This is a genomic window from Devosia sp. UYZn731 (assembly GCF_040546795.1).
Lineage (GTDB): Bacteria > Pseudomonadota > Alphaproteobacteria > Rhizobiales > Devosiaceae > Devosia.
Genome location: NZ_JBEPOL010000012.1, coordinates 1 through 21,680, shown reverse-complemented (window position 1 = coordinate 21,680; position 21,680 = coordinate 1). Strand labels below are relative to the sequence as shown.

Sequence of the window (21,680 nt, the reverse complement as noted above, 5' to 3'; positions counted from 1 at the left end):
TCTATTGGCGCTGGAACAGCGCTAGATTGCTCTCGAGCAAAGCAATATCGTCAGTGATCAGGCCAGCGTGCGCCCGCGATGCATCGCGATAGGTAGCATGCTCGTTGTTGCCCATATCCACGATATGCTGAAGAGCCGCCGTAAAACTTTCGGGTTGATCCAGCGGCAAGTCCCAGCCAACGCCCAAAGCCTGCAAATCGCGCCAAGGCGTTCGGTCACTCAGAATAACCGGACATCCGGCGCCCAATGCTTCGGCCACCACGTGGCCGAAGTTTTCGCCGTGCGATGGCAGCAGCAATACATCTGCGCCGCCCAGAATGGCAGGCACGGCGTCAGGCGCGATCTGGCCCATATGGCGAAAACGCACTGACCTGGGGAGTAAATCCGCCAGCTTCAGGCAGCGTTCCCAATACGGGCCATCCTCGATTGGGCCATAGACCCGGAAGTCGACCTCACCGATAAGGCCCTGCAGCACACCGATGGCGCCGTCCAGGTTCTTCATAGGCGAAATTCGGCCGAGAAAAACAATTTCGGCGCGGCCACTCCGCTTTGGCCTTCGGGGCGCAAGCTCGGGCAGGGCGCCAGGAAGATCCTGTGCGATCGTGACCTCTTCGGTTCGGCCGGCAACGGCCCGGATATCGGCTGCCTCAAAGCTGCTTGAGGCCTGCCACTCTACGCCACGCCACAACCCTCCGGCCCGAAGGGCGGTTAGATAGAGTCTTTTCCGCAGTGGCTTCAGCGCCAATGCGCCGTCGGAAAATTCGCCGCGCGGTGCTAGAATTATGTGCGGGCGCGGGCTGGAGAAGCGTGCGGCCAGCAAGGGAAACAGCGAGAACCGGCGTGACAGGGTGCTGTTGAGATAGACCGTCTGCGGTGCGATCTCAGCGATGAGGTCTCTGAAGCGAGCAACAGAGGCCTGGCTTTCTCGCAGGTAAAGCACCTGGCCGCCCGTGATGGGTAGCCAGACGCCCGTTTTCACATCGCCGTAGGACCGCTCATCACCGAGGTCGCGGTCACGTGTCACTACGTAGAAGTCGATGCGATCACCGAGGCGGACCAGCAGGTTGCGTAAGGTGGTGACCGGGCCGCCTCCCTTGAAGCCGGGAATGAAATAGTCGCAAAAAATCAAGACCTTCGTGTGGCGAGGCATGGTCAGGCCTGATCCGAGCCGGCGCCTGCGCTCAGTCGCACCATGCGGGCAAAGGTCGGGCTCGTGGCCAGTAGAACCTCAAAAGTGCCGGTTTCAACGATTTCGCCCGCCTCCATCATGACCAGAAGGTCGCAACGCCGCACTGTGCTGAGGCGGTGAGCGACAACGATGACTGTCTTGTCGGCGCGCAGTACGTCGATAGCTTCGACGATGGTATTTTCGGTCTCGCTGTCGAGGGCGGAGGTCGCCTCGTCCATCAGCAGCACTGAGGGGTTGTGATAGAGCGCGCGGGCTATGCCGATACGCTGGCGCTGGCCGCCCGAAAGTGACGCGCCTTGCTCACCAATATTGGTTTCGATGCCATGTGGAAGGGTTGCCACGAATGCCTCAAGTTCAGCGTGCCTGATGGCCAGTTTGACGGCTTCGTCATCTATGTCGGCTTCCGCTAGTCCGAAGGCGACGTTGCGGCGCAGAGTGTCGTCAGTGAGATAGATGCTTTGCGGCACGTATCCTATCGAAGCACGCCACCCCGGCAGGTCGGCATGGATATTCTTGCCGTCGACGGCAACAGTTCCTGTGTCTGGTTGTAACAGCCCTAGGATGATGTCGATGAGCGTACTCTTGCCGCTGCCAGAAGGGCCGACAATGCCTACGCTGGTACCGGCGGCGATCTGTAGATTCACGCCCCTGAGGGCAGGCTGGTCTGGCCGATAGGCAAAATGCACGTTCTCAAGATGCAGGCCATGCACGTCCTGTTGTGCGGACACAGTTCTCAGAGGGTGTTCCGGTGGTATGGACCCGAACAGATCGGCATGGACCACACCAAGTGGCTCGACGCCGATCCGGACCTGCTGGACCGAGGCGAGAATGCGACTGGCCGAAGTCATCAGGCGAAGGGCCGCCACGCCAAAGAGAGCCATGAGCGGTGCAATATCGGCGATGGAGCGTGTGGTCATCGCTAGCCCAACCGCTGCGATGACGACGACGACGAGCACGGACTCGAGGTAGTAGCGCGGCAACTGGGTCAGGAAATTACGCTTCGCCTGGGCGGTGGAATACAGATCTCGCGCCTCGCGCATCTGCCGCACGAAATCGTCGGTACGCCCTAAGACACGCAGTTCCCGGCCGGCGCCAATACCCTGCTTGAGCTGGTTGAGCAAGTTGAAGGAAGAGCGCTGAAAGTCGCTGCCGACCCGCGCCAGCCCTCGATGGACCGACAGGTAGTAGACGGCCGCCGCTAAGGCGACCAGCAGGAAGGACGAGATGGCAACCAGTGGATCGACCAATAGCAGCATGATCAGTACTGCGACAGTAAGGCCCCCTTCGACCAGGATGGTCAGGCCAGGTATCATGAATGACAGGAATGCATGGCTCGCCGACGTCGAGGCATTGCGGATCAACTCGGACGAGTTGCGGCCCGCTAACTGCCGCCATGGCATGGTCAGGTAACGGATGTAGAGGCTCACGCCAACCTCAGCCTCGGCGTCGAACAGAATTGCGTATTGCCAGCCGACAAGAGCGGCCGACGCGACGTTTTTGACGACGAAGAGTAGGCCCATGGCTATGGCAAGGGCCATGACCACTGTACCGCGGTCCGTCGTACCCATCAGGGAGGCGATCCAGGCGAGCCAGCTGACGCGTTCGAGAGAATCGCTATCTACGAGTGTCAAGACCAACGGGAATACCAGGCCAATGCTCAGAGCGTCGAAAATAGCCACCAGCGCGAAACTGCCAATCAAAAGTGGCATGGAGCGTCTGGTCTTGGCATCGAGCAGGTCGATGGCTTGGCGGAATGGGGATGTCATGTTGGGAACGCAATCTGATCAGCCAAGGGCGGCGCGATGAAGGCGGACCTTAGTCAATACCAGTGCAGGGAACAACGCTGATACGGGCAAAAATGCGATTGCTCTGTTCTCAAGGCCAGACCTGCGATTGCTGATCTCGCGGCCCTCGCGTATATGTCTGACACCTCGCGCGGCGGCACCTGATCTAAGGAATACGGCGATTTCAGTTCTTACTACGACGAAATTCTCCCTCTCCAGTATAACAAGCGCCATCGTTCTGTTTCATGCCGCCATCATGGCGCTAGGTATCCTGTTGCTCGGCCCTTCGGAACTGATGTCCTGGTGGGGCGTGCTACTCGTGTTGGCGCTTGATATGGTTCTGGTGCTGGGCCTGGGGGTAACTGGGGATAAGACCGCAGCCCATGTTATTGTGCTGGCCTGGTTCATGATATTGTTCTTTTTGCCACGGCTCGCCGCGTTCCTTCTGTTTCCCGCCCAGATGATCACCTTCGTGGGAATCGATGCGTTTAGCAGTTCGGAGATCAGCAACGGGCTGCTTTTCATTGTCGCGGGAACGGCGGCGCTGCTGATCGGCTTTGTCATTGGCGCACTGGTGCCCGGACCGAAGGCCGATACCGTCCCGCGAAGTTTCCCGTTGTCGGGAATTTTCCTTTACTGGATACCCTGCGGAGCGGCCGCCTACTTCGTCTATTTCGTGCTTCAGATTTCCATTTTTGGCGAACCGTCGGCCTGGGGCAGCCCGATGGGCTGGTTGGTGCGGGTATTCGACACCGATGCGGCGCTTATGATGCTCATCTGCTGGGCTGTTCTGCAGCGCTCGGTGACGCCGTGGAAAGTGCTGGTTGTCGGCCTGGGTGTGTTTCTTTGGATAGTCTTGTCAATTATCCTGGGGTCGCGTGGTGGTGGTCTTCGCATATTTCTGATCTTCGGCATGGCTGCAATTGCACGCTACGGCAATGTCCGTCTTTCAGGGCGCCGTTTCGCAGGCGTTCTTGTGGCCGCAGTGGCGGTGAGTGCCCTGATATATCCTTTGGGAACGGTAATCCGAATCGCGCAGGGTGAGAGTAAAAATGCCGTTGCCCAGGTGGCGGCAGATTGGCTCCGTGTGCGGACCGTGGATGTGGACTTGGAGGCTATGTGGCCATTGCGGCGCATGGCAGTGAGTTCACCGCTGGTGCAGAATGTGGCGCTTGTGGTGTCACCCGTGATCACCCGGCTGGGGCTGATCGATTACCCATTGCAGATAATCAACCGGCCGGCAGATCAGGCCGTGATTGACCGCTTCATGACACCACTCTATTCGCTAAAGAATTATCTTAACAACATGGTGCCGGGGGAGCTGTTCCCCGGATACGACATCATGACCTCGCGGGTTTTCACCATGGCCTATCGCGGTTATGACGAAAACCATGTGCGGACGGCATTCCTGAGCGAGCCGTGGACAGCTTGGGGCTATGCGTGGTTGCAGGGCGGCGCCGTTGGAGGCCTACTGCTAATGACGGTGATGGCAGCAGCAGTCCAGGCTGGATACCTGACGGTGCAGCGGCTGGTCGGGCCGATGTTCGCGCCCTATGCCGCCACAGGTTGGCTGTTCCTTGCAACCACCAGCGGGTTGCTGCAGTTGTTCGGCCTCGATCACTGGCTGACTATCTGCAGCCACTTTGCCATTGCGTTGAGCATCGGCTGGCTCTGCATGGTGCTCGCCAAAGTCTTCTGGGAGCGAATGGGCCCGGCGCCTTCAGCCGGGGTCTGAAGCAGCAGGGCGTGACCAAACCGTCCGATTGACATATTGGGTATAGCTCAAGATCAGTCGGACAACCTTGCCTGAGACATTGGCCACGTCATAATCCGCGACCACCGCGGGCTCCCGTTGCCCCAGGGTAAGTGCCTCGGCCGCCTGCTCTGTGACGACGCGAACGCTGTCCAGCACGCGTTCAGACTGTAGGCCGCTCATCACCAGAGTTCCCACATCCATGCCCTCTGGACGTTCGTGCGATTCGCGGATCATCACCGCCGGAAAGCCCAACAGCGAGCTTTCTTCGGTTAGCGTGCCACTGTCGGACACAACACAAAAGGCGTGGCGTTGCAGGTGCACATAGTCGAAGAAGCCCAATGGCTTGAGAAAGCGCACGCCGGGAAAAGCCGAGAGGTCGTAATTCTCGAGCTGCTTGCGCGTACGGGGGTGCGTGGAGACGATGACCTGCTTGCCGTAGGTATCGTGCAGAGCCTGGATGGAGGCCAGCATAGATTGCAGATGAGCCGGCACGTCGACGTTCTCTTCGCGGTGCGCGGAAACTACGAAATAATCCTGCGGCTTTAAGTCGAGATCGGACAAGACAGACGACGCATTAATGCCAGGGGCATAATATGAGAGCACTTCGCGCATAGACGAGCCGGTCTTGATCACAGTCTCGGGCTTTATGCCTTCGGCTATGAGATAGCGGCGTGCATGCTCAGTCAGCGTCATATTGATGTCGCTGAGGTGATCCACGATCTTGCGGTTGATCTCTTCGGGCACGCGCAGGTCGAAGCAGCGATTGCCGGCTTCCATGTGAAAGATCGGGATCTTGAGGCGTTTGGCGGATATCACCGCGAGGCAGGTATTGGTGTCGCCGTACAACAACACGGCATCGGGTTTAAGCTCGCGCAACAGCTGGTCGCTCTTGGCAATCACTGCGCCAATGGTCTCGGCCGCCGTCTCGCCAACGGCCTCCAGAAAATGGTCAGGGCGGCGAATTTCAAGCTGTTCGAAGAAGATCCCGTTGAGCTCATAGTCATAGTTCTGGCCGGAATGGACCAGGACATGTTCGGTGTGCCGGTCGAGCGCGGCAATCACACGGCTCAGCTTGATGATCTCAGGCCGCGTGCCAACGATGGTGACGACCTTGAGACGGCCGGTATGGGGGGGCGGCGGGTTGATCGATGACACGTCGGGCTCCTTCAAGCATGACTCGACGCCATGGCTGGTTGGGCAATATCAGACCGGAGCGATAAGGTGAACAGGCCAGCGCTCAGCGCTGGCGGATTGCTGTGGCCAGTTCCTCCAGCATGACGTCCCAGGCCGGAGCCTGGTAGCCTGTTGCGGCTCTGAATTTATCGCCCTTCATGCTGCGGTCGCAGAAGAAGACCTCTTCCCGCGCAATGACAAGGTCCTGCCTGTTTAGCAGGGTGTTGAGATCTGAGAGCAGATCGAATTTCGAGATCGGCTCGGACACGACTTGATAGACCCCCGACAGGTCGGGAAAGCGGGTAATCAGCATGTCGATGACTCGGCCTAGCTCGGGCGTGGTAAGGCCCGAATAGATGGCGCGCGAAAATCCACGAATGGTCCCACGCTGGGCGAGATACCATTCAACCAAGCTGCGCTTGCGGTGCAATTCAAGGCCGATCATTGAGGTGCGCAGCGTGACGCAGTTGTTACCACCGACCTCGCCCAGATGCTTGGTACGGCCATATGTGTCGATTGCGTCAGCGACGTCGTCCTCGCTATAGGCCCCGCGATCACCCGCGAAAACACAATCGGTGCTGATATGTATGAGGCGCGCGCCAGACTGCTGGCAGGCGGCAGCCAGTCGGTGCGGCAGCACGGCATTGATCTCGAGGCTTTGCAGCACGTCCGATGAGGTGGGCTGCTGCTTGACAATTCCGATGGCATTGACAACGACATCCGCGCGCACCGTACCGATCGCCTCTATCAGGCGCTCGGTGTCGCGCGCATCGATACCCGTCAGGCTGTTCTGATCGTTAAAAATGCCGAACTGATGATACTCGGCAAGGTCGCGCCGCAGGGTGCAGACGACTTCATGCCTGGGCGAAAGTTCAAGCAAAAGGCGGTGGCCCAACATGCCATCACCACCCAATATCAGAACGCGCATAGACGACCTCGACCCTACGTCCTGCCAGTCCAATCCGCCAGGCATTGATCGCCGACTAGGTGGCATATAGGTCCGCAATGCGCAACCTGCTTGTGGCGGCCTGTACGAGGCCGTGCAAATGCTTTATCTGCAGCTATCGGCCCTCCAATGATGCGCCGTCACCACCTGATATCCGCTCCGTTTCCGTTGCGGCTGAGGCAATTTATCGGATCCAGCTCATGCCCTTGCGAACCCGCCCGACTGTTGCGGAGCTGTCCTTTTGATAGCGAACGAGCTTGCCGGAGGTCTCCTCGAATGGATCAAGACGTCTGTTCGGCGCAGTGGACGTTCACGGGCCTTGCCGCGTCTTTTGGCTTTGCGCCGATCGTGGCAAGAGGTGATGGACGGTCCCGATCCTGACCAGGTCACGCGTCTTTCTGACGAGGTCAGTCATGTTAGCCTGCACACCTCTCGGTGGCTGACTCGCCTTGCGGGCATTCCAGGCGAGATAGAAGACCAGTTCGATATCTGCGCTCGGCAATATCTGCTGGCTGCTACGCTCTATACCGAATTGCAGCCAAGTATACTGCTCGCTGTAGGCAGTCGTCCGACCGGCCTCGCTGCGCCGCATCACTGGCGCGCCTATCTTCAGGCGCGCGGACTGCGCTTCAGACCGGCTGCGTCAGTGCTACGCTACGGCCGTGTCGTGCTGTTACACGGGGTTCGTGGCGTCTCCACCGCTATGCGGATCCTTATCGCCTCGTTGCGCGGCAAATTGAGCGCAGCGCCGCAGCAGCCCTATGACGTGCTAATGACGCTGCCGCCGTCGCTGCTGTCGCGCGGTGGCAACGGTCCGAGAGAGTCGTTGGTTGGGTGGTTTGCCGATCGCTCGCGCGGCGCCCCCTTGTGGATCGAGACGCCGACCGGTGTTTCGGAACTTCCCGCCAATTGCACTACTGTAGCGATTGCCTTGCCACGCCTTTCGGGCTTTGGCTATCTGCAATTTATGATTGGCAGTGCGCGCGCGCTGGCCGCTGCCATTGTCGGCGTCATGGTCGGGCAGCCACATGTCATGCTTCTGCTGCGTGATATGGTACAACTCGCACATGCGCGCGCCTTGGGTCCCGCCTCTATGGCGCGGAACTACGCTGCGGAAAACTCGCAGTGGATCCACAGGCCGCTATATACGGTCTGGGCAGAACGCGTGGCGGGGAGCCGAGCGCAACTGCTCTTCTATGCGACGAATATGGACGAATCGATCCGGTATGGCTCGCGGCATGGAAAGCCGACATTCCTGCCGGGCTATCGTATTATGAGCTGGTCTGACTATCTAGTGTGGGACAGCCATCACGCCGATCTGGTGCGGGCATGGGGCCATGACAGTAGCCGCATCATCATCGTGGGGACCGTGCCACTCACCGACTCTGGTTCGTTGATCCCCGCACTCCCACCCCGCTCTGTTGCCATATTCGACGTCGCGCCGTTCAAGCCGGCACGCCTGGCCAAGCTTGGTCTAGTGCCACCCTACTATAGTGCAAGGGTGACCGTCGATTTCCTGCGCCAGTGTCAGGAAGCTGTGCGCAGCGTCGGGGGAACGCTTATACTCAAGCAGAAGCGCGACATCGGCAATCACGCCCATTCATCCTATCGCGTGGAAACTGAGATATTGAAGGCAAGCCCCGACGTCCTGATCCTTGACCCGGGAATTTCGGCCCGGCGCCTGGTGGAAATGTGCGATGCAGTGGTTTCTATGCCATTCTCCAGCCCAGGCCTGTTTGGGCGAGAATCAGGTGTTCCTTCGGCCTTGTTCGATCCGACGGGAACTATCGTGGCGTCCGAACGCCAGCGGCATGGTCTACCCCTGCTGCAGGGCGAGCCAGCTTTGCGGCAATGGCTTGCCGATGCCTTTACAGCGGACCGGCTGGCGGAATCCAGCGGCCGCCTATCCGAGTAGCTTCCATGGCGATGACCAAATATCTAGATCCATCCCGCTACGCCGCGTTCCTCCGCCGCCGGACAGCTCTGGCCCAATATGATCTTGGTGCGGTGCAGGCCGAGGAGCGCGCAAAGTTCACATCCGCCGGGTTCGATCCTGTGGCGGGGCGTGAACGGCTCGACAGCGTACTGCTGCCACTTTCTGGCCAGAGCTTCGATCATGTGACAGGCACGGATTCGGTGCACTGGTTGCTGTTCGCATGTCTAAGCCTGACCGAGTGGGGCAAGGGCGCGCGCGACATCCTGGAAATCGGCACCTTTCGCGGCAAGACGACGGTGATCCTCAAGGCATTGTTTCCGCAGGCTCGCATCGTCACCTGCGACCTGCCCGACAATGACCCGATCCTGGCATCGTCTTATCGGCGCGACGATCCTGCCGTGCTGGCGGAATACAAGCAGGTGCGCGACAGCCGTGTGCGTCAGGACGGCATCCGCTTTGTGCAAGCCAATTCCTTTTTCTTGCCCGCGACCGCCCCTGGTCCCTATGACCTCATCTGGATGGATGGCGGACACCTCTACCCCGAAGTTGCCTGGGACATGTGCAATGCCTGGCACATGTGCCGTCCCGGCGGCCTAGTGCTGTGCGACGACGTCTACACCGACCCAAAGGGCGGTGATGCCTACGCCTCGGCGGCCGGCCTCAATGTGATCAACTATCTGGCAGCGCGCACCCCCGTTGAGGTAACCCACTTCATCAAGCGCGAAAATCCCGCCTGGGCATCCGATACTAGGCAAAGAAAGTACGTGACGGTCCTGCGTAAGCCTGACCCGCGGGAGAACCGAGATGCTTAAGTCTTTTGTAATGGCCGCAACGCGGGTTCCTACGCATTTGGTGAAGCTGCTCGACAGTCTCATGACGAGTGTCCGTCCCAGTTGGCAAGGCCGAATTCGGGGAAATGCAGTCGAAGCACTTCTGGCTCACCAGGACACCGTTACCCATGGCGCGTACAGCCTGACAGTCGTCACTCCTAACGCTCTTTGCACATACCGTGCCGCCAGTTTCAGCGAAAAGGAGCCAGAGACCTTGGAATGGATCGACCGCTTTGTCGAACCCGAAGTAATATGGGACGTCGGCGCAAATATTGGGCTCTACTCGCTCTACGCAGCGAAGCGTCATCCCAATGCAAAAATCTACGCCTTCGAGCCCTCCGTGCTAAATTTAGAGCTCTTGTCGAGGAACATTTTCCTTAACGGCCTTGTAGACTCAATCTGCATCGTTCCCTGCCCGTTGTTCAGCAGCGTCGGCGAGGACACATTCCGCTTGCAGATGGCCGATCGCGGAGGGGCGCTTTCGGCCTTTGCCGTTGGCTATGGTTATGACAACAAGCCTCTGAAGTTCAACTTGTCATACCGTACCCTAGGTGTCTCTATGGATGACATGGTGGGGTTCTTCGGTGTGCCACAGCCGGACCAAATCAAGATGGATGTGGACGGTGTCGAGCATCTAATTTTGAAGGGCGGGGAAAGAGTGCTGTCCGATACGCGCCTCAAATCTGTTCTGGTGGAACTTAATGATGACTTCATCGAGCAGAAGGAAATGGCTGAGGCCACATTGAAGCGCGCTGGCCTGAAACTCGCTGACAAACGACGTTCTGAGGCTGCGTTTGACGCCGCGGCCGGACAGGTGTGGAACAATATATGGGTGCGTGACTAACTCACTGCTCAGCATCTGGCGCTAGCGGGATACCGATCCGCCAATCCAGAACGACCACCATCAGCTAAACGCGCTTCAATGGGCGGTAATATGCTGGTGTAGAATTACCGTCGCGTGTTGCTAACCGCACTCATAGATCAGTAGGAAGAAATTGGGCACGTTCAGGTTCTTGCTTGCGTCGCTGGTAATGTTGTCCCATTTTCCCGGCGTATATCTAAAATCCAACCTCGGCCAAAGCTCGGTACTCGCGTTTTATTTCATCAGTGGTTGGCTGATGGCCATGTCCTACGAGCGTTTCGTGGCGAAGAGCGCGTCGCCCAATACCGCGTTCTTCCTGGACAGGTTCATCAAGATCTGGCCAAGTTATGCGCTGGTCTTTGTCGTCTCCCTTTGTTTTTTTGTAGTACAGGGATATTCCAGTTCGATTGGCGCAGGGTGCCGCTGGAATTGTTAGTAATACCCAATGCCTTTTCTAAGATGATCCCTTGGAACGAGGCTCACGCGTTAACAATCGTCCCACCAGCTTGGAGCCTTGGCGTCGAAGCCTGCTTCTACCTTACTGTCCCTCTATTGGCACTGCTGAGCTATGGCAAAAGTGTCATATTGGCTTATCTGCTTGCAGCTGGTCACCTCATCGTGCTCATGATTGGCAGTCCAATTGGCCGGTTTGTTCAATGCGGCGGCATCATTCGCGAGAACCTTTGCACAATACCGATCAGCGATTATCTAGGGATGGATTTCCCGGTCTTTGTGGGCGTTACTTTTCTCCTTGGCCGAATTTCCTATTTGAGATTTAAAGGGGCAAACAAAAGCGATAGCCACCTGGCCATAATATGGGCGGCCTATTTATTCACTTTCGTTATTGTCGGGCCCTACACAGGACGGATCGCCAATCTATCGACGTACGACGTACTCTTTGCCATGTGTTTCTTGCTGCCAGCGGCGCTAGTTACGTTGGAGTTGACGCGGGTGCGAACCCAGGTGGGGTGGGATAAATTACTTGGTGACCTTTCATACCCCCTATTTCTCACGCACTTTCTGGCCCGCTACATAGTTGAGTATTTCTTTGGAACCTACGATAACAACCCTCAGTTTTACCTGCAGGCCATCGCCCTATCGATTCTGCTTGCAGCGTTTCTCATGCGATTTCAACGTGGCGTCGACGCGTTGAGATACGCGAAACGTGGATTTGAGAGCGCTCGGACTGAGCCTAAAAGAACGGGCGGTACCTGAATTGGTCAGCACATTCCGGGCTAGTTGACCCGCTCTACCCAGAATGATGAGAGTCGGTGGCCCGCCGTCAGGTAGGGAAATCGTTCGTGCAATTTTGCAGGATAGAGGCGCTGCATATAGCGCGCCGCCCAGCGCACCGAGAACGCGTTATTGTAGAGCAGGAACGCGTGCAACATGTAGCTCTCGTTCCAAAACTGGCCCGACAGCTCCGTCCAGTCCTTCCAGTAATTGGTGGGCAGGACGATGTCGTGCCAGTGGATCAGGCATCCTACCGGGGTATGCGGCACGATCTCGAGGAATTCGTAATTGACGTCACTGCCGATCTTGCTGACATGGCTAGAGTCGATGAAAACGATGTCGGCATCGGTGAACATGGCCACAGGCACATTCTGCACCAGTTCGGTCACCAGTTCGTAGTCTGGCCAGTGGGCGTCGCGCAGGAATTGCCGCGGATAGGGTTCGATGCAGGTGAAGTGACAGGGAAAGCCTTCTGTTCGGTTCTTTTCGACCGCCCGCATGGCGATCAACGTGCTGTCACCGCCACCGATCTCCACCATCTTGCGCGGTTTGCGCTCCCGGATCAGGGCATAAAGCGCAAAGGCGTCGGCCAGAGACAGACCGCCATTGGGCTGGGGCACATATTCGTCAGCATAGCTGCTGAACGTTGTGTCCAGCAGCTCCATCTGCCCGGTCTCGTTCATGTCAACGCCCATCATGGAAAATGGGCGCTCATACACGTCCGGCGTCAAATCCTTCACCGAGGGTATGGGTGAGTAATATTCGTTTGCGGTGACGTGTAGGTCGAGGTGTCGCTCCAGGAAATGGAAAGACCTGCGCGCCAGCTGACGAGTGACGCGCGCCTTCATGGTATGGAAACGGTCAACTATCGCCACTGACGAGCCTCATATGAATTGACCAGTTTCATCCGGCGCTACTGTACTATATTTGCCGGGGGAATATAGCGCTGTTGGGCAGGCGTGAGTTTGTCAAAGGTCTTCCGGCTCACCTTATAGAGCGAACCGCGGTTCAGCAGCGCGATAGGGGGCACGAAGGTGGAGTAGCCCAAGTCGCGATAGCCTTCATCGGGCATGCCCGCCTTGTGTAATCCGCGCGTATCCTCAAGAATTATCGTGCCAGCGGGTACCACGCTGATAATCTCGCGTCCGCTCGACTCTGGGTAGACCGAACGGATTTCGTCGTCAGAATAGTAAATCTTTCCGTCAATGCGACGGTCACTGACCGAGCCTGCAATGTAGTGATGCGGGCCAGTCTTGAGGGTGCAGTCGGACAAGAAGACGAAAGCCTTAAGCAGGTGTGTCTCATGGTTCCTGTCGCGATGCCAGGCGTGGTTCATCACCACGAAACGGGCCGGAAAATTGCGACGAATATAGGCTTCAACCATCTGAGGGACAAAGCCGAAATAGGCCTCGGCGATCGGTAGCACGTTTGGATCAAGCCAGAGGTCTAACCAGTCACCAGTGTCTGGCAGTTCCGTCGTCAAGGTTGACGGCTCGTACTCGGCGACCGCTTGGCCGTAGGATTTGACGTCTTTGCGGTCGAAGGTGAGACCTCGCTGAGCGAGGGTATGCGGTGTCGCCAAGAAGTTGCTCTTGATCAGGTCCGCATCCCGCGTTGGGTCGATGCGCGACTGCGCCAGCGTGGGGAATTCGAAGTTGAGATCTTCCTCGATGCGCTTGCGGTATTGTTCCTGCAGTTGCTTTAGCCTCTCTGTGCCAACGAGGTGATCGAACATCACATAGCCGTGCTCACGCAGGTGCGCGAGTTGTGCCGATTGCTCAGAAGTCAGATTGCTGGCATTGGCCCGACGGCCGACGCGTGCCAACTTTTCCAAGGCAGTTCTAACAAACGCCATACGCTCGCTCATCGACAATCTCCTTGGCCGTCCGGCTGGCAAATCAAGCTAATCTCGAGTTTGTACTTAGCATTTCGAGTCCGTGCCATGCCAGCTACAAACTGGCCTCGATCCCGGCCTGGCCATGGTTTATGCCCAGCTTGGTGCCATGGAGCGATAGCTTGTTTTGCGTCGGCCATCTTGGTAGGCACAGGCATCCTTCAATCGATTGGTTACATCCTGCCATGTCATATCCAGCTGCGCTCGAACGGCGTCAGATGCTGAAACGCAAATTGCGCAATCGTGAGCGCGTGTTCGGCGGCTGGGTGTCCTATCCCGATCCGGGGATTACTGAAACCTTTGCGAAGGCGGGTTTTGATTTCATCGCCATCGACATGGAACACACCACCATCTCGCTGGCGGAAGCACGGCAGATCATCACCTCGTGCCATGCCGAGGGCGTGACCTGCCTGCCGCGGCCGGTGTCGCACAATAACGACATCGTCAAGCCGCTGCTGGAAGCCGGCGCCGACGGCATGATCATCCAGATGGTCGAGACCGCCGAGGAGGTCCGCCGCCTCATCGACATCACCAAGTTCCCCCCGAACGGCAAGCGCAGCTACGGCGTCAACCGTGCCCATGGCTATGGCTTCGATTTCGACGCCTACATCGCCGATTGGAACGACAGCTCCTCGCTGATCCTGCAGGTGGAGTCGATCAAGGGCGTCGAGAACATCGACGCGCTGCTGGCCTTCGACGAAGTCGACGGCGTCATGGTCGGGCCCTACGATATTTCCGGCTCGCTGGGCGTGGCCGGCCAGACCAACCATCCGCTGGTGCGCGAAGCCGCCCGCAAGGTGGTCGAGGCCTGTGCGCGCGCCGGCAAGAGTGTGTGCACGCAGATCGCCAATGTCACGCCCGAGGCGGTCGAGGACGCTTTTGCCCAGGGCTACACATACGTCATCCTGGGTTCGGACCTGTTCGTGCTAACCAATTGGGCGCGCCAGACCGGCGCAGTCGTCAATCAGTTCCGGAAGGCCTGACCCATGAACGCGTTTACGTCCGAGCTGTTCAGCGTCGAGGGCCGGGTTGCCGGGGTCACCGGCGGTGGCGGGCATTTGTGCGGCGAGATGGCCCGAGGCCTCGCCAAGGCCGGCGCCAAGGTCGTGGTGATGGATTTGCGGCTGGAAAAGGCCGAGGCCGTCGCCCAGCAGATCAAGGATACCGGTGGGCAAGCCGTCGGCGTCGAGCTCGATGCGACCAAGAAGGACAGCTTCAAGGCGGCCCTCGATCAGGCCGTCGCAGCGTTCGGCCCACTCGACATTTTCGTCAATGGCGCCGGCATCAACAGTTCCACGCCGTTTTTCCAGATGGAACTCTCCGAGTGGAATGCGGTGATGGATTCCCAAATCACCAGCACCTTCCTGGGCTGTCAGGTCATCGGCGAGCACATGGTCGGCAAGGGCCGTGGCTCGATCATCAATATCTCGTCGGCTTCGGCCGGCCCCCCGCTGTCCAAGGCCTTCCCCTATTCTGTCGCCAAGGCCGGCATCAAGAACCTGACGCAGAACCTGGCTCGCGAATGGGCCTTGCAGGGCGTGCGCGTCAACGCCATCCGGCCGGGCTTTTTCCCCACCGACTGGAACCGCAAGAACTTCATCACCCCCGAGCGCGAAGCCGCGATCCTGGGCCACACCCCGATGAAGCGCTATGGCGAAGTCTCCGAACTCATCGGCGCGCTGATCTGGCTCGCCTCGGATGCGTCGGGCTTTGTGACCGGGGCCGAGATCGCCGTCGACGGCGGTTATTCCGCCATGACCATTTAGGCCGCTCATGACCAAAACAGTCATCATCACCGGCGGCAGCAAGGGCATTGGCCGCTCGCTCACCGAAGGCTTTGCGGCGGCTGGCTACAAGGTCGTGGTCGGCGCGCGCAACGATAGCGGCATATCGGAAGTCGACCCCGACAATATCCGCTTCGTGCAATGCGATGTGCAGAACGAGGCGGACCACCGCCGCCTGCTCGACGCCGCCATGGACTGGACCGGCCAGCTCGATGTCTACATCAACAATGCCGGCTTTTCCGCCTGGCGGCCGATCAGTGATATCGACGGCGAGTTCTTCGATGACATGATGGCGGTCAACCTCAAGGGGGCGTTCTTCGGCTGCAAGATTGCGTCCGAAGGGCTGCGTAAGGGCGGCGTCATCATCAATATCTCGAGCCTTGCCGGCAAGCGCGGCACGGCCAACAATTCGATGTATGTCGCCACCAAGTTCGGCATGAACGGCATGACCCAGGCTCTGGCCAAGGAGCTGGGACCGCGCGGCATTCGCATCAATGCGCTGTGCCCGGTGCTGGTGCGGACGCCCGGTCTGATGGAGGCGCTGGCCGTCGAAGGCTCGCCCGCCAAGGGCGATCCCGAAGCGTTCCTCGCCGGGTTCGCGGCGCGCGATGCGGCGCTGGGCTTTCTGCCCGAAGGCGAGGACGTGGCGGCCATGGCCGTGTTCCTCGCGTCCGAACAGGCACGTGCCATCAGTGGCCAGTGCATCAATGTCGACAGTGGCGTCTTGCCAGGGTGACCCAAGTGACCAAGATCGTTGCCGTTATTCCGTCCCATCTGGCGTCCGTTCGGTTCCCCGGCAAAATCCTGTTCCCGTTCGCCGGCATGCCGATGATCGAACATGTGCGGCGCCGGGCACTGCTGGCCCAGGGCCTGCACAGTGTCGCGGTGGCCACCTGCGATATCGAAATCGCCGATGCCGTGCGGGCCGGCGGCGGCGACGTGATCATGACCGCCGATACCCACCGCAACGGCACCACGCGCGTCGCCGAAGCCGTGGCGGCGCTCGACTGCACCCACGTGCTCCTGCTCCAAGGCGATGAGCCGCTGCTGCTGCCGCGCCATGTCGAGGCGATGATTGCCGCCATCAACGCCAATCCTGAAAACGACGCCTGGAACGCCACGGCGCCGATCAGCGAGCCCGAAGAACTCGACCGCCACTCCTTCGTCAAATACGCGATCAATGCCCAAGGCCGGGTGATCTACGGCTTCCGCCGCTCGCCCTCGACGGCCGCCTTTGCCGATCAACAGCGCTATATCCGCAAGGTGCTGGGCATCATCGCCTATCGCCGCGATTTCCTACTCGAGATCGCCGCCGCGCCCCAGTCGCTGGTCGAGCGCTACGAATCCATCGAGCAGATGCGCATCGTGGAAGCCGGCCATTCGCTGCACTCCGTCCCGGTCGAGGAAAGCCTGCCATCGGTCAATGAACCGCACGAAGCCGACATCGTGCTGGAGCATATTCGCGATGACCCCGAGCAGGCCCAATTGCTCGCGCGGATTCTCGCATGATCGACGCAGCGGACTTGGTCGCCGATCCACAACTCGCCGAGTGTTTCGGGATACTGGCTTCGGCATCGGCTGACATATTGAGAGGCGCAGGCGATCCCGCGATGATCGCCAATCCCTATCTTCATCCGCGCAACATACATCCGGGCAATTTAACACTCTATCGGCCCTTGATCGATGGACTCGACGAACCGCGGACTGGTCTCAAGAATAAACTTGTGGGCCTCAGGGCACTCGGCACTGCGCTGCGCGACAAGAGTACAGCATGGCAGGGAGACGATGTCAGCGCGCCGATCGACGTCCTTTTCGTCTCGCATCTGTTGCGGCCAGAGCAGGCTACGAGCGGGCAGGACCTCTATTATGGTAGGCTGCCGGAGGAACTGCAGCAGCATGGACTGCGTTGCGCCGTCGCCATGATAAACCACACCGGCCTCTCCTGGGCCAGCATCGCACCGCGCTGGAAGAAGCAGCCGGCACCTAGGTTGCTGCTGGCCAGAACGCTCTCGGCCTTGGGGGAACTGCGCAATGGTTTCGCGTTGACACGCGCTGGGCGACGTTTGAAGAGCCACTCTTCCAGCGACGCCCTGATCGCCGAGCTCGCCATCCGCGCCGCCATGCATTCCAGTTCGGGGACGGCACGCAGCGCATTGCGTATCGGCATGCAGGTTGCTGCTCTGACGAAACACACACGTGCCCGCGTTGTGGTGATGACCTATGAGGGGCACGCCTGGGAACGACTGGCCATGTTGCTGGCCCGCCGGTCCGTGCCCGACATCCAATGCGTCGGCTATAGCCATGCCGTGCTGTTTCCGGAGCCGCGGGCGATGACCGCCTCCCTCGGCGCGGCGCTCGATCCAAACCATATCCTAACCGCCGGCACGGTTACCCGTGACAAGCTCAAGGAATTGGTGCAGATGCCCAATGTCCGTCTTGGCGTGCTTGGCAGCGTCCGGCGGGGAACGGCGGCACTGTCGCCAGATCGCCCGCAACGGTGCCTCGTTCTACCCGAGGGACTGGTTTCCGAAAGCGTGCCATTGATATTGGCGGCGATACAGGCCGCAAAACTGCTGCCTGACGTCAAGTTTCGCATCCGCCTTCACCCGGTGCTGAAAAGGGAACAACTTCTGTCCGAGGCGCCTCTGCTCCGCAGCCTGCCAACCAATGTCGAATGGTCGGATCAAGGCCCACTAGAAGCCGATTTCGTCGATTGTCGCTGGTTGCTCTATCGTGGGACTAGCGCCGTGTTTCAAGGAGTCGAGGCGGGTCTCAAGCCGTTCTATCTGGGGTTGCCAGGAGAGTTTTCCTCTATCGACCCCTTAGCCGACCTGGATGCCTGGAGGGTAGCTATCAAATCCGGGGCGGACTTGGCATCTGCGATGTCAAATCCGACCGATGTTAAGCTCGAACAGGCAGAATTGGCGGCTGCCCGCCTCTATTGCAGTACATACTTCGCTCCTATCAACCCTGCGGCGCTGATCGATATTGCCAATGGGGTTAGTGGTCAGGGCGCTTTAGCAGAGGACAGCCGATTTGCCTGAAGTATTGCAGCCACACCCCGACCTTCGCTCCGCTCAGTGGGGGGCGCGTTATGCGACCCAGTCGCAATATGGGCATGGCGCGGCCAGGGAACTCTGTAATCCCATCCTGCATTGTCGTGATGAGTTTGGACTGGGTGCATAATGCGAATGGGTCCGCCCAACGGTTTGTCAGTGCCTAAACTCGTAGAGCCCATCCAGAACATGGTTGGCAGCCTGCCTCGCTTCTGGAAACGTGTCCTGCTCGTTGGCTATGATTTGTGCGCTCTGGCCGCTGCACTATGCGCCGCGTACGCCCTGCGCTACGGCGGCTGGCTACCGCCGACGCGGTTGGATCAGTTCATGCTGATAGCCAGCGCTCCGGTAATCGCGATCCCCATTTTCATTAGAGCAGGCCTCTATCGTGCGATAATCCGGTTTCTGCCGGTGCAGGCGTTGTGGACGATCCTGCAGGCCATGTCGATCGCTGTGGTATGTTGGGTTGTCGTCGTCTTTTTGTCCGAAATGGCAGGTAGTGGAACGGTGCCGCGCTCGGTTCCCTTTCTCTACTGGGCCTTCGGTATCGTCTTCATTGCTGGCAGCCGATTTATCGCCAAGGCGCTTCTGTGGCCCAGCGGTAATTCTGCAAGTGGGAGCCGGCCGGTTGCCATCTACGGAGCCGGTGAAGCCGGTGCGCAACTAGCGCATACGCTGCGGATGCAAGGCCAGCGCATGGTCGTTGGCTTTCTCGATGACAAGCCACAGCTGCACGGTCGGGATGTCGCCGGTGTGCGCGTCTTCAGCCCTTCCCATCTCCCCACTTTGGTGGAGCGATATGGGGTGACCGAAGTCATTCTCTCGATTCCTTCTCTGACGACGCACCGCCGCCAGGAGATTTTTGCGGCTGTCGGCGGACATGGCATCAAGGTGCGGACGGTACCGCATCTGTTCGACATAGCCACGGGCAAGTACTCGATCAGCGAAGTCCGTGAGATCGATATCGATGAGTTGCTCGGCAGATCGTCTATCCCGTCTGACCCGGAATTGTTTGGTCAGATCATAGCCGGACGCAGCATTATGGTGACGGGTGCCGGTGGATCGATCGGCTCGGAACTGTGCCGGTTGGTGACGAAGTGGGCGCCGCAGCGCCTCGTGCTGTTCGAGAGCAATGAATTTGCCCTCTACCAGATCGAGCGCGAGTTGAGCACCATCAAGGATCTTGCGATAGTCCCGCTCCTTGGCTCTGTCACGGATCAGAAACGTCTTGCCGCGGCCATGCTAGAACATGGCACCGACGTAGTGTTTCATGCTGCTGCCTACAAGCATGTGCCACTCGTCGAGGCCAATCCGCTCGAAGGCATCTACAATAACGTTTTTGGTACTCGCGCGATCGCTAGGGCGGCACTCGAAGCGGGAGTGATGCATTTTGTGCTGATATCAACCGACAAGGCGGTCCGCCCAACAAACGTGATGGGAGCCACCAAACGTTGGGCTGAACTCATCGTGAACGCTGTTGCGAGAGAGGCCGCCGCTAGTGGTTCTGGGCAGAAATTCTGCGCTGTCCGCTTTGGCAATGTTCTTGGCTCAAACGGCTCGGTGGTGCCGTTGTTTAAAGAACAAATTGCGGCCGGGGGGCCGCTGACTCTCACCGACACGGCAATGACGCGCTATTTCATGTCAATCCATGAAGCGGCCGAACTGATCGCACAGGCGGGCGCACTGTCTGAAGGCGGGGACCTGTTTGTCCTCGACATGGGTGAGCCCGTACTGATCCGGACGCTTGCGGAGAACATGATAAGACTGGCTGGCCTGTCTGTCCGTGGCCCGGGGGTTCCCCACGGGGAAATCGAAATCGTGGTCGTAGGAAAAAGGCCGGGTGAAAAGCTGTATGAGGAATTGTTTTACGACGAAACGAGCACCGTAACGACCTCGCACCTAAAGATCCGTCGTGCACCAACGGCAGATACGGGTGGCCAAAATATCTTGACAATGCTGGATGCTTTGGAAGGCGTACTGGAGCAACGCGACGAACCCCAAGCGCGAAGAATTTTATTTAGCGTGATCGCGGACCGTAGCTGAGCATATCTATAGAAGGGCTGGCTCTAGTCGTTTCATTAGGAAGAGTGAAGCGTGTTCTGTCGCAATTTCGAATTCTTGATTTCTTGACTTGAGTCGTCGTCCGGATTGTTCGAACTCTTTTATGCGGGAGTGATTTAATTATATTCTATTAGACAGTCTTGCTTCGCCACCTTATCCCCGCTTTCCGTGCGTTAACGGTGATCTCACGATCGTCCGTCCTGCGATGTGCGATCAAGCGCCGTAAACGCCCGCGCTGTGAGTAGCGGCGGTGTTAATTTAGCAAATTAGATTCGACCTCAAACTCTATATGAGGTCGTTGTTTATCAAAGGGATTTTCGCACCCTCAGTCCGGCCACCGCTTCCCTTCTCAAATGCCCACTTAATTTAACCCCGACCGCTGGTGCTTGTCGTGGAGGAAGAAAATGCGACGCTGCGCTGCGCGCGCATTGGATAAGGGTGCCTGACGGTGCTCTTGACCCAGAAGCAAGCCGCGGACGCGCCGGCGTTGCCCCAGCTCCACGGAGCTAGGGGGGTGGGATGATAGGCGACCTGTTACCAACTGCGACCGGCACACGACCGCCTCAAATATTGATGGGCATCTGGCCTGCGACGCTGGCGTACCGAAGGAGCTGCTCCGACGCCTAGCGGATCGTAACCCACCCCATTTTTGAGCCGTCTGCCGCGCACTTGAGGAACGGCAGCTTCTCTATCGCGGATTGTGTCAAGGGTCGCGCGAAGACATCTGCCGCGGGGGGGGCGGCACTGCTGACCGTGGAATGTCGCCGATAAGCGGCACGCGTATAGGGTTAGACTTTACTGCTTGGCATGAGGTCGTGCCACACGGGGCTCGCGCTTCTCTTCGGGGTCGGCACTTTGGTCGCCCCATGATGGGGTAAGAAAGGTGGAGTGGACCAATCTTTCAGGCGCCCTTGCTACTGACAGGGCTGCAGCCATTACGATCTCACGCCACCTTCGTCCCCGTGAGGACCTCTTTCCTGCCGAGGCAGAACCGTTAAAGCTCCTGTAGTTGGGTATCAGGCGAGCGCTGCAGCGGGTTCGCTGCCCCAGCGGAAGTCGGTGCCATCGGTCCGCATCCGGGGCAGGATCACCGCCAGGCGGCGGGCTACAGCGACAATGGCACGGCGCTGGCCTCGCCGTTGCGCAACCCGCATGCCCCAGGCCTTCAGCCACGAC

At 58.9% G+C, this 21,680-nt stretch carries 17 protein-coding genes and 1 pseudogene; 11 read left to right on the top strand and 7 right to left on the bottom strand.

All coding sequences use genetic code 11. From position 1 onward, the window contains the following. Position 1 precedes the first annotated feature (1 nt). Both ABIB57_RS23605 and ABIB57_RS23600 read right to left on the bottom strand, forming a co-directional pair. Entirely contained in the window at positions 2-1,150 is a 1,149-nt protein-coding gene (locus ABIB57_RS23605) for a glycosyltransferase family 4 protein (RefSeq protein ID WP_354043704.1), read from the bottom strand. Between the two features lie 2 nt (positions 1,151-1,152). Continuing rightward, the gene (locus ABIB57_RS23600; protein WP_354043703.1) at positions 1,153-2,955 is read right to left on the bottom strand and encodes an ABC transporter ATP-binding protein; all 1,803 of its coding nucleotides are present in this window, start codon (positions 2,953-2,955) and stop codon (positions 1,153-1,155) included. A 274-nt stretch (positions 2,956-3,229) separates the two neighbouring features. Between ABIB57_RS23600 and ABIB57_RS23595 the strand changes: the two genes are divergently transcribed. Further along, the gene (locus ABIB57_RS23595) at positions 3,230-4,708 is read left to right on the top strand and encodes a hypothetical protein (RefSeq protein ID WP_354043702.1); all 1,479 of its coding nucleotides are present in this window, start codon (positions 3,230-3,232) and stop codon (positions 4,706-4,708) included. Here the strand turns inward: ABIB57_RS23595 and wecB are convergent. Together wecB and ABIB57_RS23585 are read right to left on the bottom strand one after the other, a co-directional pair. Beyond that, on the bottom strand, positions 4,694-5,884 hold the full coding sequence (wecB, locus tag ABIB57_RS23590) for a non-hydrolyzing UDP-N-acetylglucosamine 2-epimerase (protein WP_354043701.1): 1,191 nt from the start codon (positions 5,882-5,884) through the stop codon (positions 4,694-4,696). The two genes, ABIB57_RS23595 and wecB, sit on opposite strands and share 15 nt — an antisense overlap. 82 nt (positions 5,885-5,966) lie before the next feature. Then, entirely contained in the window at positions 5,967-6,830 is an 864-nt protein-coding gene (locus ABIB57_RS23585; protein WP_354043700.1) for a dTDP-4-dehydrorhamnose reductase family protein, read from the bottom strand. Between the two features lie 379 nt (positions 6,831-7,209). Between ABIB57_RS23585 and ABIB57_RS23580 the strand changes: the two genes are divergently transcribed. The 4 genes from ABIB57_RS23580 to ABIB57_RS23565 all read left to right on the top strand — a co-directional run bounded on the left by ABIB57_RS23580 (position 7,210) and on the right by ABIB57_RS23565 (position 11,691). Next, positions 7,210-8,763 (top strand): polysaccharide biosynthesis PFTS motif protein, encoded by a 1,554-nt coding sequence (locus ABIB57_RS23580; RefSeq protein WP_354043699.1) that lies wholly within the window; start codon positions 7,210-7,212, stop codon positions 8,761-8,763. Between the two features lie 5 nt (positions 8,764-8,768). Then, complete coding sequence (locus ABIB57_RS23575) at positions 8,769-9,596, top strand: class I SAM-dependent methyltransferase (RefSeq protein WP_354043698.1); 828 nt, start codon at positions 8,769-8,771, stop codon at positions 9,594-9,596. Then, the gene (locus tag ABIB57_RS23570) at positions 9,589-10,458 is read left to right on the top strand and encodes an FkbM family methyltransferase (protein WP_354043697.1); all 870 of its coding nucleotides are present in this window, start codon (positions 9,589-9,591) and stop codon (positions 10,456-10,458) included. Before ABIB57_RS23575 ends, ABIB57_RS23570 begins: the two co-directional genes overlap by 8 nt. Before the next feature lie 435 nt (positions 10,459-10,893). Next, positions 10,894-11,691: an acyltransferase family protein gene (locus ABIB57_RS23565; RefSeq protein WP_354043696.1), complete on the top strand. Its 798-nt coding sequence runs from the start codon at positions 10,894-10,896 to the stop codon at positions 11,689-11,691. 20 nt (positions 11,692-11,711) lie between these two features. On the opposite strand, the gene ABIB57_RS23560 is transcribed toward ABIB57_RS23565, so the two are convergent. Together ABIB57_RS23560 and ABIB57_RS23555 are read right to left on the bottom strand one after the other, a co-directional pair. Beyond that, positions 11,712-12,407, bottom strand: coding sequence for a class I SAM-dependent methyltransferase (locus ABIB57_RS23560; RefSeq protein WP_354043695.1), 696 nt, complete (start codon positions 12,405-12,407; stop codon positions 11,712-11,714). A gap of 215 nt (positions 12,408-12,622) precedes the next feature. After that, a complete protein-coding gene (locus ABIB57_RS23555; protein WP_354043694.1) occupies positions 12,623-13,576 on the bottom strand; it encodes a phytanoyl-CoA dioxygenase family protein in 954 nt (317 codons plus the stop codon). Between the two features lie 245 nt (positions 13,577-13,821). On the opposite strand from ABIB57_RS23555, the gene ABIB57_RS23550 reads away from it, so the two are divergent. The 6 genes from ABIB57_RS23550 to ABIB57_RS23525 all read left to right on the top strand — a co-directional run bounded on the left by ABIB57_RS23550 (position 13,822) and on the right by ABIB57_RS23525 (position 20,486). Further along, positions 13,822-14,586, top strand: coding sequence for an HpcH/HpaI aldolase family protein (locus tag ABIB57_RS23550; protein WP_354043693.1), 765 nt, complete (start codon positions 13,822-13,824; stop codon positions 14,584-14,586). A 3-nt stretch (positions 14,587-14,589) separates the two neighbouring features. Then, positions 14,590-15,369, top strand: coding sequence for an SDR family oxidoreductase (locus ABIB57_RS23545; RefSeq protein WP_354043692.1), 780 nt, complete (start codon positions 14,590-14,592; stop codon positions 15,367-15,369). A 7-nt stretch (positions 15,370-15,376) separates the two neighbouring features. Then, the gene (locus ABIB57_RS23540; RefSeq protein ID WP_354043691.1) at positions 15,377-16,123 is read left to right on the top strand and encodes an SDR family NAD(P)-dependent oxidoreductase; all 747 of its coding nucleotides are present in this window, start codon (positions 15,377-15,379) and stop codon (positions 16,121-16,123) included. Positions 16,124-16,128: 5 nt separating this feature from the next. Then, entirely contained in the window at positions 16,129-16,896 is a 768-nt protein-coding gene (locus tag ABIB57_RS23535) for a cytidylyltransferase domain-containing protein (protein ID WP_354043690.1), read from the top strand. Next, the gene (locus ABIB57_RS23530; RefSeq protein WP_354043689.1) at positions 16,893-18,431 is read left to right on the top strand and encodes a hypothetical protein; all 1,539 of its coding nucleotides are present in this window, start codon (positions 16,893-16,895) and stop codon (positions 18,429-18,431) included. The genes ABIB57_RS23535 and ABIB57_RS23530 overlap by 4 nt, the downstream gene beginning before the upstream one ends. A gap of 201 nt (positions 18,432-18,632) precedes the next feature. Continuing rightward, positions 18,633-20,486 carry a polysaccharide biosynthesis protein gene (locus ABIB57_RS23525; protein WP_354043688.1) on the top strand — a complete coding sequence of 618 codons (1,854 nt, stop codon included), beginning with the start codon at positions 18,633-18,635 and terminating at the stop codon, positions 20,484-20,486. A gap of 1,034 nt (positions 20,487-21,520) precedes the next feature. On the opposite strand, the pseudogene ABIB57_RS23520 reads toward ABIB57_RS23525, so the two are convergent. Further along, positions 21,521-21,680 (bottom strand): annotated as a pseudogene (locus tag ABIB57_RS23520) (IS110 family RNA-guided transposase); the annotation flags it as partial.